The organism is Salinivibrio sp. ML290 (genome assembly GCF_001995695.1).
In the GTDB taxonomy this organism is placed as follows: domain Bacteria; phylum Pseudomonadota; class Gammaproteobacteria; order Enterobacterales; family Vibrionaceae; genus Salinivibrio; species Salinivibrio siamensis.
In genome coordinates this window covers 83,027-98,546 of record NZ_MUEY01000016.1, presented here as the reverse complement: position 1 = coordinate 98,546, position 15,520 = coordinate 83,027, and the positions used below count along the sequence as shown (strand labels likewise).

Genomic DNA, 15,520 nt, shown 5'->3' with positions numbered 1-15,520 from the left:
GCTCAAGTTGCTGTATGCAGGTATGTTGAAGGCGTCAGAGAAGTGGACGCATCCGGTGCAGAATTGGAACCTGACATTGTCCCAACTGAGCATCCACTTCGAAGGGCGGCTCGACGACTACGTAGATCTTTAAACGTTGGGTGACACAGAACTATGAACACCCTCCTTCGTTTGGCTTGGCAGTGAGTGCGCACTCAACAATTGTCGTATTCAACAATTGTCGTATTCAACAATTGTCGTATTCAACGCCATTGAGTCAGGCACAATTTGATTGTTCAAATTTTCTGGTGCCCAATCTTTGTGCTCATCCCAAAGCAATATGCGCTTTTTCTCTCGTACTTGCCCAATGGGGACCGAATCCTCCTGACCGTCTAGAATAGACGATTGAGTTCCTCTTCTCAGCTTTCACTCCAAGGTATACCCCGTTGTAGTTTTAACATCACTTCATACATCTCATCATCAGGCCTCAGTGTACTTGATATGTAAGGATCATCGACAACTTTATCAATGTTCGCCTCAATGAGGTCTTTAAATAAAGGAATGTCATCTTCAGGGTTGATCGCCTTTTCTTTGCAACCGGAGAGGAAACTCATCGATATGCTTAAAAGTATAACTTGGATAATCGTTTTATGACTTATCATAGTGCTATGCCCAACAGGTAGTGATGTTTTGGCCGAGAGATAGCATAACGTTTTAAAGCTAAGAAATGCTACCGCCCAGCAAGTGTTATAACACTCACTGGGTGGTGAACATTTAGGATGTCAAATAAAAACGGCCAAGAAGTCTTGAAATTTTTAACGTACCAGTCTCAACTGAACAGAAAATCAACCTTGGCCCCAATTATCGATCCTAGTGAAGTAATCGATATAAATCATCGGTTTCATCTCAGCGATTTCTTTTTCTATATTACAAATGCTTTCATCGTAATCACTCTTATCTGGCCAGTCATCATAATAAATAAAATAACGACTATCCTTAAATATCTTTTCGTACAATAACGCATGACAATATTTTTCTTGATTATTTAGCTCATCACTTCTATCTAATGCCATTGATAAAAAGTAGTAACTGCCTCCTACTTTTTTCATTCTTTCGAATAATTCATCATTATTCTCTTCGTAGTACATTACTGTCCCCATAGCTGGGATGTAATTATTATTACTTGCAATCTTAAAAAGATCGAATGCTAATTTTTCTAGTTCTTTTGAACGAAAGATGACACCGTTATTTGTCTGCTTTTGCAATGAGTCGGTATAGTCCATCAATGGCTTATAGTAATGCGCCTCTGCAAATCGAATCACTTCTTTTATATACTCTTCACGCTTTTCTACTGATTCATCAAGACCTTGATCTTTTAACAAAAAATACTGAGCACGAAGATCGCCTTCCGCTGCGAGTTTTTTAAATCCCTCGACTGCTTTTTGGTAAATTTCCTCAGTGCAGTATTTATTTTCATAGGAGGTATCTAAGCCAAGATCTTTCGCTACTTTATTACCAAGACTACTCGAGCCTAGGTGTGCTTGACAGCGATAGCTTCTATTAGAAAGCCAATAAGCTGCATAAGGATTTCCCTCGCTCATTAGCTTCGCTAGACGAGATACTGCGACACTTTTTTCTGAGATATCATTCAATGTTAATCGCGAATATAGAATCGTTGCATGAGCATTCCCTCTTCCTATCAGGCGGTTAAACCTATCTTCTTCTTCTTTGTTCCACGGCGTTCCTCGTTGTAGGTCAAGCAACACATCATACATTTCATTTTCAGGACGAACTGTGCTGGATATATAAGGATCATCGGCTACTTTATCGATGTTCCTTTCAATAAAGCTCTTAAATAAAGGGATATCATCTTCCGGGTTGATCGCCTTTTCTTTTTCCTTACAAGCACTGATAGCTATCACTACAAATAGCAGAAAAGCTATCTTTATAATATTTTTATAAACCGACATCTTTAAGGCTCCAATCAATTATTTTTTCATTTTTTTCGGGTACTAATGCGATATGTTTGTTATCTTCATCATTTTTATAGCTAGTTAGCTCAATTTCTACACCTCGTCTACTAGCATTAGCCACCACTGAACGCGCATAGGCACGATACTCTGTATGAGTGACAGGTTCGAGTCGTTTTGTATCAACCGTGTTTGTGTAACTAGTTAGTACCATTCTGCCACAGAGAATTTTTGAAGCTTGATCGAAGTCATTTCTAACTTTTTTCAATAAATCACTCTGTTGAACTGTTCCAGCAACCAAAAGAGTTCTATGAATAAACCTTGCTATTTTATACCAGCTCTCTCTGAACCCCTCCCACTGCTGAGGTTTATCAGCTCCTGCATGAAGGTCGGCCATCTCAATCAAAGCTTCTTTCCACTGTCGCTGACTCGCACATGGCCCATGCTCATCTTGGTTTGTTGTATCGTTACTCAACCATTCCATAATATTTAAAATTGCTTGAGCTTGGCGTCTATTTAAAAACTCAGCGCTGTCTTCTACACTGGTCTCCGTTTCTCTATCTAGCAACGTATCGAGTATAGTTTCAAGTAAAGAGGTCGTTTCCGTTTGCGTTTTTAATAGCGTATTCAAAAGATTAGCTAATGTTTGAGGCGGAATACTCATAACCCAAGGTTTCGCCTTCTCTGCCTTCTTTTTTTCTGTTAACTGTTCGGCTAAGAACGGAGCATATTCTTTGCTTATGACATTCTTTTTGTACGATGCCCACAGGTTCGGTGGCATAAGTAGTACCTTAGAAAAGGATAGACCCAAACCAATAGCTATCGTCGCGATGTCGTTAAGGGTATTAAAATCATCATTTATTCCGTTTTCATCTACATCACCAAACACAGATAAGCGGCGGAAGTTACTTTGCTTAAGTACGCCAAGTAGACAGTCGATAAAGTCATCACTATTGATCGCATTTAATTCGATGCCCAAGGTGCCCTTACACCCGCCTCCAACTACTAAGCGCGCAGATGCGATGACCACTAGGACGCCGGCCTGGAAAGCAATACGGAATTCACTGTGAAAGCCTGCGCCGTACGCGGCCGAAAATTCACCCTTAATCGTACCTAAGGTTTTAGGAACTCGAGCATTAGGTGCTACCCAGAAAACGTCCGCCCCCAAGGCACCGCCTACTTCTACTCCGACAAAGGCATCTACCGTTACACCTGCCTCCGCTGCAACCTGACTATTCACTAAGTCTTGTTGCGTTGCACCAGTCATATTCTCAACTCGATGGACGTTAGGGTCGAAAAGGGTAACGGTACTACCACGTACCCCTAGCCCATTATCTATGTCACTAGGACCGACAGTAACGCTACTCCCTAACTGACACGTCGCACCAACTAACCCATAGACTGAACCGGTTATACGTGCCATTAACGCGCCAACATCGTAGCTGTACTCATCACCCTTATCATCGGTATAGAAAAGCGTCACCGCATGACCCCTAGCTGATGACGCTGATGCATTTTCACCCAAGGTATTGTTTTGCTCACCCTCTGGTAACCACAGACAAATACTCATTTGTCCTTGCAAAAGCGCCAACTTAGCCGAAATATTGCCACTCGCCCCCACTTGGCGAGGATCTTTGATTAGGTCTGAATAGCCTGATAACGGAAGGTTAAGTGCTGACTCTCCCTTTGCTGTAAAACGAAGAAATTGTGCTCCTGCATCTTCCGCATAAGCAGGCTCGTTTAAACCCTCGATATTGCCTTCTTGAGCGTGGTAACTATCTTGCCAAAACACAGTGTCGAATTGAGATTGCGTTTTTAACGGGGCTATGCACAGTTGGACACTTGTTTTTCTTAACTCTTTTAATGCATCAGTGACACTATTTACACCAACGATATTCCCCCCGCCTGTCTGAGGAGATGCAAACGTAATACGATCAGTAATGAAATCAACATGGCAAGCTGCTTTGGTATAGAATGGATCTGACTTATCGTAAGGCATATACCACTCTGGTCCACGCAGGTAAAAAACTTGCCCTGTGGATAAAAAACTGCACTCAACTGGCTGAATATCGCTGAGTCCCGCATCATTGACAAAGGCACTTACACCTTTTTTATTGGGCTGGTGATCTTTTCTATCCCACACTAATACAAGCTCGGGTGCCAGATCTTTCCTTTCAGCATCGGCAAAAAAGAATCGAAGCTGGTTAGGGCCTTTTTGAGCCGTTTGTTTAGCCAAGATTTTTAAATGCTCTATTCTTTTTTGTGCTATCAACTTTATTGTTAATAGTTTATTAAAAAGCTTATCAAGCGGTGTGCCTTGGCTTTGACCCAGTATTTGATTCAAAGCATTTTGATGTTTGGTTATCGTCATGTCGATAAGGTGTATCAATGCCTTAGCTGGATAATACGACCACGCGGCTTTATTGACATCATTAACAAGGCTTTCAATGTTTAGGCTGTCATTTATTTCAGTGCTACCTGTTATCTCTTGGTATAAGCTATCAATCAGCTCAGTCTGCTCGATTGAAATTGGTTCTGGTGATGTCCGCCAGTCGTCTCCGCGGTTGCGTAATACTTGAGGTCCCGCCGCAACACCGACATCTCCCTCTAGTTGCTCCAACGTCAAACATTGCTCTTTAAAAACAATACCTTCTTGGTTGAGTAGCTTGAAACCGGGAAGAAAACCATCTTTCGCTAGCTCGTTAAGCTCACGTATCGCCGCTTGGTGTGGCCTTTTAGCCAGATCCAGACCATCGATATAGTCGTAAATAAGGTTACACGCTCTTTTAATCCGCTCTTCTCTTCGTGATGTGAAGTATTGGTGGTCTTCGCTAAATACAAACTTAGTCCCATCATCTGAATTAATGTTGCCAGCATTTCTTTCCGCTTCCTCTTCCAGCTCGGTAATACGTTCGTCAATGGCATTCAATATAAAAGTACGGACACGCTCTTCGACCAATTTGTCAAAATTTGCGTTGCCACTTCTGTCTTGAGGTGCAAGAGATTGAAACTTACCGCCATAATACAGTGCATTTCTTTCAGCATTTTCTCGTCGAGTCTCTTGCTGAACAATATCATCAAACGCTAAGTCAAGCTCCTCAAGTGCCTGGGTTAGAAACCCCTGAGGATCCGCAGATTTATAATAGGCTTTTGTTTGTACCACTAAACGTAGTGGCAGAAGGGTGGTATAGAGTTCCTTGTCTTCCTCATCCATAAACGCTTCATGAGGGCGTGTGGCAAACTTAGACATGATGCCAAGCTGATTGATATTTGCCAATGTGGTGCTGTAGTCGCCTTCAACAACGGCGTCCTGCATTAGGACTTTTTCTTCTTCGATAAGGTCCTTGGCCTCTTGTGTCACTGCGTACCAGCATTTTTCACCCGTCTTAGGATGCGCTGGCACATATAAGATGTCGACAAAATCAGCGATTTGACACTCTTGTTCCGTAGCAGGCGCTTCTGGTGCCTTTTTAAATGATTCGCGAGAGGCCTCCGTATCGGCAGGTTCCGGCAGCTCTATCTTTAACGTATCTCCAGCATAGATAAAGTCGGGATCTTTGATTTGCGTACTGTTCAGCTTGAGAAGATCCTCTTCGGAGACGTCAAACTTTTCAGCAATAAGACTTAAGCAGTCACCTTTCGTTATTTTGTATTCTTTCATGTCACACCCACTGCTTAAAAACAGAATCTTGTTGTTCGCCCTCCACGGGCGTGAATGGATTTGGCTTGTATAGGCACACAGGCACATCGTCTGAGTTAAACCAAAACACCCCTTTGCTAGGCCCCAAGCATTGCACGATATCGTCTGTATTGGCGTGTGCTAAAACGGCATCCCAAAGTCGTTGGCTTTGAAAGCGCAAACATAAAACTTGGCCAGCAACTTCTATCTTCAACATCGCTTGTAAGTGCGCAATAAAGTCATCTGCACAGGTTTTGTCATCCACTGCAAATATTACCGAGCTGGTATCAAAATAAGACAGTGTGCGCCATGTCTCGACGTTAGCGATATCCGCTCCCATATTCACCAAATAAGGGCTTTGCTCAAGCAGATAATCAAAGGGAGTGCCTGCATATAGGGGCAGAATTTGCTGGACACTAAAGTGTTCTTGAATCAGTTGCGCGGCATCACTGATCCTTACTGCATCAACGAGAAGCCAATAATGCGTTGCCATACACTTATCCCTCTTCCTGCAAACACGGACAATCTTGACGAGGGCATGAACCATCGAATTGTCGTTGACACAATTTCAGCACAGGAAGGTTTGCCACCGATGCCACTTTTAGAGTCGCAGGCGAAAGCTGCAGGGGTAAAGGATCGGGACTCTCTGGCGACTCCACCCCAAATGGCAGGGCAGCGACTTTACCGGCATAGCCACTGCCTGCACCGGGGCTGCCGCCTGAGTTGAGGTTAATCGCAGGGCCCACAAGATGAACACCGCCGCCATCAATGCTGACAAAACTGCCGCCGGCTTTGACGGTGATGCTACTTCCCGCCTCAATCACTGCTTTTTGACCGGCTTTGATGTGAATTTCGTTACTGGCGTCATTCACCCACACTTGGCCAGCTTTTACATGCAGCGAGCCGTCAACAATCAGGGTTTGGTCTTGTTGGGTGTACTGGCGACTCTCTCCCTCCACGGTATGATGTGCATTGCCCATCACACGATGAAATTGGTCATTGTGTACCTGATGATGGTTGTCATGACCTATCTCGGTCACCCGGTCGTTTTCTACCTCGGTATGCCAGTCTTTTTGGGCGTGTAAATACACTTGCTCACTGCCCGATTGGTCTTCGAACGTGAGCTCGTTGTAGCCCTCGCCTTGATGACTCTCGCTGCGCCAAACCGTCTTGGTTTTGTGTGCCGGTAAGGTATAGGGCGGCACATTGGTCGCATGATAGGTGCGGCCAGTGATAATCGGCTGGTCAGGGTCACCGTGTAGGAAGGACACAATCACTTCATGGCCAATGCGGGGAATCGCCATCATGCCGTATTGGCTGCCTGCCCAGCCTTGCGCCACCCGTATCCAGCAGCTGCTTTTGTCATCGCCGTTGGAATAACGGTCCCACGGGAAGTGGACTTTCACTCGACCGTGTTCATCGCAGAAGATTTCTTCGCCGTCTGGTCCCACCACGGTGCCTATCATGGGGCCATCCACTTGGGGTTTGGGCGTGGGGGTTGCACGCCACGGAGTGGTGGCAGGGATAAGCATAAACTGGTTGTTGTAGGTGGTGGCCCCTTGTCCGCCCTCTTCTTCCAGTGCTTGCGGTTGGCTGCCTTGGTGGTGCACTCGCACCACTTGCCACGCTTGGTTGACACTTTCATCCAGATGGTCGCTGATGGTAAAGCGATAGCCCGCTCTTAATGCCGGCTCATTGCTTTGGCCGTTGGCATGCTCGGCCTCACGGCGTAAGTACTCGAGGCGGGTTTGGTTAAACGCCTGTCCAGTGGCGTCGTCTTTAAAGCGGCCCGGGAAGTCAAAGTGCTCGTAGCTGTCGGTGCGCTGGTAATCAATGCCATCGGCTTGCGCCGCTTGTTGAAAACTATAACGGGGCTTTTTAAAGCTGTAGTCCTTTAACGCCGTGTGGCTAGGGCGGGCCGCCGTGTGGCGTGTGAGGCCATAGATATACGGCGTGTCAGTGCGACCGCCACTGACGGCATTATAGGGCACCGGGCACTCAAGCTGGGGCAAGCTGTCGGGCGCATCGGTTATTATCAGGGTGTGGGTCGTAGCATCGTGCTCATGGTGATACACCAAGCCTTCTTCTGCCGCTAAGCGGTGGAAGAAGGCTAGGTCGCTTTCTCGATGCTGGACACAGTATTCACGTTCGGCATAGTCACGGGTTAGCGAGAAGCTAACCTCCGTCACCCCCATTTCGTAGCATCGTGCTCATGGTGATACACCAAGCCTTCTTCTGCCGCTAAGCGGTGGAAGAAGGCTAGGTCGCTTTCTCGATGCTGGACACAGTATTCACGTTCGGCATAGTCACGGGTTAGCGAGAAGCTAACCTCCGTCACCCCCATTTCCGTGAGCAGGGTGTCTAGAATAGTCGGCACGGTTTGGTGCTGGAAGGTGCGACTGTTTTGGCGAAGCGACAGGCGATATAAAGCAGGCACCAGGGTTAAGCGGTAGCGGGTAAAGTGATGACCAATGTCACCTTGACTAAAGGCACTGGCGATGCCCTGCACCCGTTTGACCAGCTCACCGTTGCGCCACAGCGTCAGCTGCACCGGCTTGTCGACCACTTGCTCTGGCGTGATGTCGGTATGGCGGCTGGCCAGTGCCACCTCATACTGGAACCCATACACTGGATTGCCATTCAGRCCRGCTTGGTGAGAGAGGCACTCGTCCCCTTGGTAGTCCACCACCACGAACGGTTGCGGGTCTAGCCCCGCCACGGTTAACGCTATTTGCAATGTCGCCATCTGTGTATCCTTCGCCCTGCTTGTTTACCCTGATACGTTCAGCCAGACCCTGCCGTCTGGCTCAACGCACCACAGCCCGCCCGTAAAGGCAGGCTGTTTGTGTCTTCATGTCGCCATGAAGGATTAGGCTTCGATAGGCTTGCGCCAGTCGTCTGAGCCTGAGGTGCCTGCATTGACGTGGTCCCAGGTCACTTTGCGGTAAGACATCGACACCGTCAGRTTCTGGGTGAAGTCTGACTTCGCCGGGTCTTGGCAATGGGGCATCTCGCAGTGAATGTCCACAATCGAGGCACTTTCCAGTTTGGTGGTAAAGAAGTTTTCTTGTTTGCCTTCAATCGAGGTGCGGTACCACTTCAGCTCGACCGTTGACATCTTCTCACCTGACGCCAGTGCGTTATAAAGCAATGGCACCGCTTTGTTGAGCGCAACGGTAAATTGGAAAGGCTTGTGCACACGTTGGCCAGAAGGCTGACCTGACTGTGGGTCCGTCGGCACGGTCACATTGTGGTTGAACTGTTGTACCAGCATCTCGTCTTCGTGCCCTTCCACAAACGCATCACCGATAGAATCGGCGGTGCAGGCACCGGCAGTAATCAAACCCTGAGTTTCACCTTCAATCGAGATATAACATGGCGTTGGCATAATCGCTCCTTTGTATGTTATGGAAGACACATCGCCACCGTGGCGGTGTGTCTGTTCGCTATCTTATCTTGCGAAATACATGCCAAGTTTTTTACCATTACAAATCAACACGTTAGAATATGGCTGACCAATTTTTTGCACGTACCAAGCAACTTCTTGCCAAGCCAAGCAAAAAGTTGCTTAGCATTACTGACGCCTTTGCACCGCTTTACTCTGGTTTTCTTTAATCACCTCCTGCAGCTGAGACACTTTCCAGCTCAAGTGATTCAGGCGTTCAGTAAGCACCGACAGCTCTTGGTTCGCTTTGTCTATCTCACCCTGTTCAACCAAGGTTGTGACATAATCCGCGCGACCATAGATAGGAGACAGTCCGATAGCAAAACTCTCCAGTGAGCGTGTCTGCTTCTGTAATGCCCACCAGCGATTTTGCTCTGCCAGCAACGCGATATTCGCCATCTTGGTTCGAACCGCGCGAAACTTATCGATGTATTTTGCTGTACTTTCCAATGCTTCAGCACGCTCAGCTTGGTAAGTTGCTACTAATGAGGCCGTTTTCTCGTTATCACCGTACAAGGTGGTTAACGCATTGAGGTGTTGTTTGGCAGAGGTTTTCGCCGCTTCAACCGATTGCGCCATCTCCTGCTCGACCGCGTCCGTGTATAAAGGAATAAATTGTGGCTCCCACCGCGATAGGGTTAACGGCGAATGCTGCTCGGAGAACACACTCAGCGCTTGCGTATTGTTAAGGGAAGGCTGTGGCGTCTCCACTTTATACGGGGTTTGAAAATAGGGAATATGTGGGTAGGCCAGCCAGGCGGTCACCACTAGGCCGGCACCTGCAATTCCTGCCAATAAACTGCGCAGTCGGCTTTTTTTAACCGTGATCGTCGGATTAAGGCTCTCGTTTTTCTGCTGTTGCTTTATCGCGCTATGAAAACGCGTTTCTATACGGTCAATATGCTCAAACAATACATAGGCCAACCCTTCATAATCGACCGTGTAACTGGGTTGCTGCTGGGCCAAAACATGGTAAAGGGCATCACAAAGCCGTTCGCAACGATACAAATCGCGCAATGCTTGTTGATCTGGCTTTATCTGATTAAGCTCGCCCAGTACGCGAGCATTTACCCACTCCAGCGCCTCTTTACGCGCCCGGGCACGTTTTTCAGAGACCGCTTCTTCGTTATTCAAACAAGCAAGGATCAGCTCCAGCCCATTTGCAAATCCTGCCAAACCGCCAACCTTTAACGCCGCGACGGCATAGTAACCACTGAGTAGTAAATCAATGCCTTGCTCACTGGCGAGTGCTTGACAGTTATCTTTTACAAATTGCCAGTCGGTCCCCCCAGATAGTGGCGAGTGGCGTTTGTTGATTTGGTCTCTAATTGCTTGATAACGCTCGTCATCACGCAATGGTTGAACATCTTGGATAACACGAAACGGCTGGTTATCAATAGAGAGAATAAAAGACATGGCTTAGCATTCCTGATAAAGCAGGGGCGAGTGCACTCGCCCCATGATCAGTTAGTAGAGATTGCGGGAGAGCTTGAACGACTTGAACAAGCGCTGAGTAAACGGGTTAGTGGCCGCTTGGGCATTCACTCGATAGATCATCCCACCCCCGTCGACATTAAACTGATAGTCAACGGACGTAGTACTTGCGGAGACAACAGCCCCTCTATCCAGTAAGCGGAACAGCGCCCATGGTCCTCGAATGACCACACTACGCGGCGACAAGTTGGTTTTTGTCGGAACCAGCGTCAGTTTTGATGTTGCTGAGTCGCGTAATGTATTTGGCCAGATAAGCTCAATGCTGTTTCTCGGTCCATGACTATAGGTAACATACTGCCCATCAACATTCAGGACACTGCGACGTTTATTACTGCTCAAACGTAACGGCTCAACCGAGAAGCTCACATCCAAAATCCCTTTGCGATTAAAGAAGGCTTCACGGATTTTTTGCGCTTGGCGGATCTGAGCCAACAAATCACGGCGGATCAGGGAGCCATCCACGCCTTTGTCTCCCACTGAAATGTTTTCATCAATAAACATTTTCAGTTGCGTGTTGTAGAAGTTATCAAGCGTGCCACCCGGCGCAAAGAAACGCTCAAAGTCCGTCAACGAGGCATCTTTACTCGCCTTAGGGTTAAACGGATAGCGATTGGCTAACTTTTGCTGGTATGGACGATAAACATCTTGATACCAACGGACTTCCAAGTGCTTGATCGCAGCTTGTTTAACAACATGCCAGCTCTCGTCTGCTAGCTTATCCACCATGCCATCAAGTGGCTCAGGCAAACCTGTGGCGATACGCTTAAGCGTATAAATGGGGTCTGTGTTAACCAGTTTCACACGGGCTTTGGTGGCATCGAGCGCAGCAGTGCCAACATCCTGTGCATCTTGAATCGACTTCAAGTAACTCTTCAGTTCTTGAACCGACGCGAGAACTTCACTCAAGTAAGCAGGTTTATCATTCACCGCTTTTAGCAAGCTGTTTAAGTCAGCAAATGGCGCTTGAATTTGTGATGCCACCTTGTATTTRGGGTTTTCTGCAATGGCATCTTGCGCTTCTTCATCTAGCCCCAAACCAGACGCGAGCTGCGTGTTGGTCTCCAACGTGCGTAACAAACGTTGTAGCGGCCCCACATGGCCGGTGAAATTATCCAGTACCGACACCGCATCATTGATATCACTAAAGAATTTAACATCAATTTCATTGAGAGCCATCCGCCAGCTGTTAATATAGTCAGCGACATAGAGCTCGCGAATTTTATTGCGCAATGCCTTCTTGTCGGCTTTGCTGAACTCTGCCGTTTCTGCTTCACCCAGTACCCAACTATCAATGAGGGCCAAATCAGAGACAGATTGCAGCTTGGGCACAAAGTAATCTTCGAAGCCTTTTTTAGTGAGCATTTGCGGAATGTACAGGTTGTCACTGTCCACTTCCCTTTCTTCAAACACCACATCAAATACCGGCCCAACAGCATTACGTAAGTTCATTGGCGCGCCCAATACCGTCTCGGCATCCAGCTTCAAGTTACGATATACACGCTGATCGGTCGGCATGGTGCGAAGATCTGCTTGAGCACGGGCAATGGTCATGTCGTAAGGGCGCATCACACGCTCTGCCACCTCATCACCTTGACGGCGTGCTGCGGTCAGGTCAGTGTGTCGCATGGCGTAATCCAGGTGACCCAGTAGACGTTCTTGAATGACCTTTTGCCCTGCGAACTCACGCTGCCACTGCTGGCTGAAATAGTCCATTACGTAATCATGATAGCGACCACTTTTATCAACCATCATGCGATAGACTCGCAAAGCCACCCACTGTTCTTGATCCGTCGTAGCCTGATTCAAATCTACCACGGTATCTGCCATTAATAACGGCAAGAAACGGCTCTTCAGCAAGTTGAGGTAAGTTTGCTCGACTTTAGGACCAATCACATGCCCCTGATAAAGACCAAAGTCAGATATGTATTTGGGCTTTTCACGGAAAAAGCCAAATTCTAACGTGGCTTGGCGGATCTGATTAAGCGGCTTCAATACCTCACGCTGGGATGCGCCATCGGCATTACTAGGGAACTGTGTTTTATATTGGTCAACCTTGGTCAATACCGCATCAGCATGTGCGACGTTGGCCAAGTAATAACGGTGCCAAGTCCCCACCAGTAGCACAGTGGCAATCGAGCACGCCAATACCGACATCCCCATCAGGCGGCGCTTATGCTTGGCGACACGGAAGTTATCCGATGCGAGCCCCGCCTCCGGGTAGATGATGTTGCTGAACAGTTTTTGGGTAAAATACACCGTCGAATTTTTCGACTTCTGCGCGTGATTGACCGCGTGTGACAATCCATAACGACGAGAAGCGGCATCATCAAACGCGTTGGTCGGCACGCCCTGTTGATACACAGAGGTAAAGTATGCGCCCCTAACTAAAGCAGAGGTCGAGAACTGATCACTGGCTAAGGCTTCATTAAAGAAGGTCGCTAGAATGTCTTTCAGCCCTGCCACTTGGCGTGAAAAGCTGTAAATTGCTTTACGATCTTCAAAATCCAGCGGGGCAGCTAATGCGTGAGGAACAATGGCATTAATCCGCTCAATGAAGGCAGAGTAGTCTTCATCAAATTCTTTAAGCCAAGAATCAAGATCATCAACCGAGTTTAGCGAAAAAGTAAAGCCAAGCACTTCGTCGCGTTGCTGCTTTGAATAGTGCTTAAAAAAGGGTTCAAACCCATAGAGCAAATCAAGCTTGGTTAGCGCAATGTAAACAGGCAAGCGCGTCGAGAGGGTCTCCATTAACTCACGCAACCGAGCGCGCAGTAAATTGGCGTATGCTTTACGTTCTGACGCTGTCGCCGTCGCGAGATGCGAAGCATCAAGGGTCAATACAATACCATTTAGCGGACGGCGACTGCGGGTCTGCTCCAACCATTTAACGAAGTGAGACCAAAGACGACGCTCCAGCTCACCATCATTGTTTTCATCTTTATTGCCTTGCGTGAGCAATTCACCATCAGGGTCGATAAGGACAGACTCATCCCCTATCCACCAATCAAAGGAAAAAGGGTTTTCGCTTTTTTTCCCGGATGCGCGCATCACAGACGAAAAGACAAAGTTTTGTCCAGAACGATTAATCAGGCTGGTCTTACCCGCATTTTCAAGCCCGAGCACCAAATACCAAGGTAACGCATAAAGGTGATTACGCTTGTTCAGGTTTTGCTTCATGTTGGCAACAACCTGGTTTAGTTCTTTCTCTTGGCGCTCTTCGTAGACTTGAACCGGATCATCTCGAAGTCGTTCGGTGTGCGCTTGCTCCGCTTGAATACTTTGCAACTTACGCCATTGCCACACACCCCAAATTGCCAGTGCGCCTAGGGTAATAAAACCACTACATATTGCACGCGCTGTCACCGAGGCCAGTGGCTTTTGTTCTCCAATGGTTAACCAAGGGCCAGCCCACCAAATGGCGACATTAACGAGTATAAAAATCGCTGCCAATAAAATAGGAAACGCTGCGACCATGCCAGGCTTGAGCTTTTTCGCTATTTTAAAAATGTTTTTCCACATGAATTTTCGCCCTTAATCACTCTGACGTTGTATTGCGTTCAAGTTGTTCAACCAAGCTGGGTTCCCAGTCGGTGACGCTCATGGTTTTGATTTCTTGGTGTAGCGTTTGATACTGCTCCTGAGCCATGCTGTTCAGTTGGTTCGCTTGCAGCAAATCCGCCGAGATCATCCGCCAATAAAAATGGTCGCGAGGCTCTCTGGCCGCTTGTAATCCATCATTGAGCATGGATAACGCCACGGCTATCCCACCTTCTTTGGCGAGCGATAGCGCTTCCTTTTTCTTCTCTTGCCAGTCACCGCCAACCGCTTTGCCAGCCGCTTGACCGCCAGTTCCACTGGCAAGCCAATCTTTAACTGCATCCGATACAAACGGCTCTCCCCCTTTGAACTGTAAGTCTTTCAGTCCGGGAAGACGCTCGAGAAATTGACTGACCTCCGATTGAATCGCCTCACACCAGTTAGCGTGGCCGAGCTTCTGCGCAATGGTGTAGCTCATCAGGTGACCTTCAAACCAATAAGGTGCCATGGTGAGACTTTGTTCAACCTGACGCCACAGCGCGAGATCAGGGTGACGCATCTTATCTTGATAATCTTTGACTCGGTCTTGCTGCATACCACGGAGTTGCGTTTCTCCCCCGGTTTTATGATCGGGTAAGGCGGTAATGCTGTACCAGACCGCATAGCGTCGAAGTCGTATCGCCAAAGGCACACCGTCTTCTTGCTCAGCCAAAAATGAAGCAATTTTAAGTAACGTTTGCTTGGTTGCCTTTTCACTGGAGTGATCAACATCTAAGCCAGCGCTACTGGTGGATGTGGTGGTGGCCGTGCGCGATGAGGACGTTGGTGTTTCTTTAGCTGCCTGGTTCGCGCGCTGATGCTCTTCCGCTTTGCGCAATTCGGCGCGAATACTGTTGACGACGCTGCTTACGACATCATTCGCGAGCGCTTTTCCTTCAATCGCCTTTTCCCATTCTTCCACCGCTTGGTTAAGCGCCTCTCTGTCTTGTGCATCAAACTGACCAAAGTCGGTTTTGTCTACCGCGATAGAAAAACGTTGTGCCATTTGGCTAAAGAACTTACGACGCGGTAGATTGCCGCGTTTGCCAGGGGCGGGGAAGCTGTCTTCCCAATACTGGGTCATGAAGCTGGCCATCACCTCAAACGCGAGAATAAAACGCGCTGGCGAGGCTTGGTTATGCAGGCACTGAAGCAAGTAGGTCAACAACTTAATGTCTTTACTCTTTTCCGCTAACAGTTTTACGACGCTGTGCTCTACCTCATCCCATTGCACATCGGCATGGGACAGCGAGCCAACCTTCATCATTTGATCTTCAACAAAATCAAACAATGGATCGTCCACTAACCGCTCGCCCACGGCGCTGTTCTCGGAGATTGGTTGCGAAATACAGCGTTTATAGTCTTTCAATTCCATGT

Annotated in this window: 8 protein-coding genes and 3 pseudogenes; 1 reads left to right on the top strand and 10 read right to left on the bottom strand. The window is 47.6% G+C overall.

The window, feature by feature from the left end; all coding sequences use genetic code 11:
- A pseudogene (locus BZG23_RS16510) lies at positions 1-133 on the top strand (IS256 family transposase); the annotation flags it as partial.
- A 265-nt stretch (positions 134-398) separates the two neighbouring features.
- On the opposite strand, the gene BZG23_RS13705 reads toward BZG23_RS16510, so the two are convergent.
- The 10 genes and pseudogenes from BZG23_RS13705 to tssA form a co-directional block, all read right to left on the bottom strand.
- The gene (locus BZG23_RS13705) at positions 399-593 is read right to left on the bottom strand and encodes a hypothetical protein (protein WP_131825362.1); all 195 of its coding nucleotides are present in this window, start codon (positions 591-593) and stop codon (positions 399-401) included.
- Positions 594-824: 231 nt separating this feature from the next.
- Complete coding sequence (locus BZG23_RS13700) at positions 825-1,949, bottom strand: hypothetical protein (RefSeq protein ID WP_077607270.1); 1,125 nt, start codon at positions 1,947-1,949, stop codon at positions 825-827.
- Positions 1,936-5,610, bottom strand: coding sequence for a LysM peptidoglycan-binding domain-containing protein (locus tag BZG23_RS13695; RefSeq protein WP_158011388.1), 3,675 nt, complete (start codon positions 5,608-5,610; stop codon positions 1,936-1,938). Before BZG23_RS13695 ends, BZG23_RS13700 begins: the two co-directional genes overlap by 14 nt.
- Before the next feature lies 1 nt (position 5,611).
- Positions 5,612-6,121, bottom strand: a complete 510-nt coding sequence (locus BZG23_RS13690) for a DUF4123 domain-containing protein (protein ID WP_158010050.1) — start codon at positions 6,119-6,121, stop codon at positions 5,612-5,614.
- A gap of 4 nt (positions 6,122-6,125) precedes the next feature.
- Positions 6,126-7,837, bottom strand: a pseudogene (locus BZG23_RS13685) (type VI secretion system Vgr family protein); the annotation flags it as partial.
- 126 nt (positions 7,838-7,963) lie between these two features.
- Positions 7,964-8,374 (bottom strand): annotated as a pseudogene (locus tag BZG23_RS16870) (contractile injection system protein, VgrG/Pvc8 family); the annotation flags it as partial.
- A 123-nt stretch (positions 8,375-8,497) separates the two neighbouring features.
- Entirely contained in the window at positions 8,498-9,016 is a 519-nt protein-coding gene (locus BZG23_RS13675) for an Hcp family type VI secretion system effector (RefSeq protein ID WP_077458860.1), read from the bottom strand.
- Positions 9,017-9,202: 186 nt separating this feature from the next.
- Positions 9,203-10,489, bottom strand: a complete 1,287-nt coding sequence (locus BZG23_RS13670; RefSeq protein WP_077607266.1) for a type VI secretion system ImpA family N-terminal domain-containing protein — start codon at positions 10,487-10,489, stop codon at positions 9,203-9,205.
- A gap of 51 nt (positions 10,490-10,540) precedes the next feature.
- Positions 10,541-14,041 carry a type VI secretion system membrane subunit TssM gene (gene tssM / locus BZG23_RS13665; RefSeq protein WP_198532185.1) on the bottom strand — a complete coding sequence of 1,167 codons (3,501 nt, stop codon included), beginning with the start codon at positions 14,039-14,041 and terminating at the stop codon, positions 10,541-10,543.
- 61 nt (positions 14,042-14,102) lie between these two features.
- Complete coding sequence (gene tssA / locus BZG23_RS13660; RefSeq protein ID WP_077607264.1) at positions 14,103-15,518, bottom strand: type VI secretion system protein TssA; 1,416 nt, start codon at positions 15,516-15,518, stop codon at positions 14,103-14,105.
- Positions 15,519-15,520: the final 2 nt, after the last annotated feature.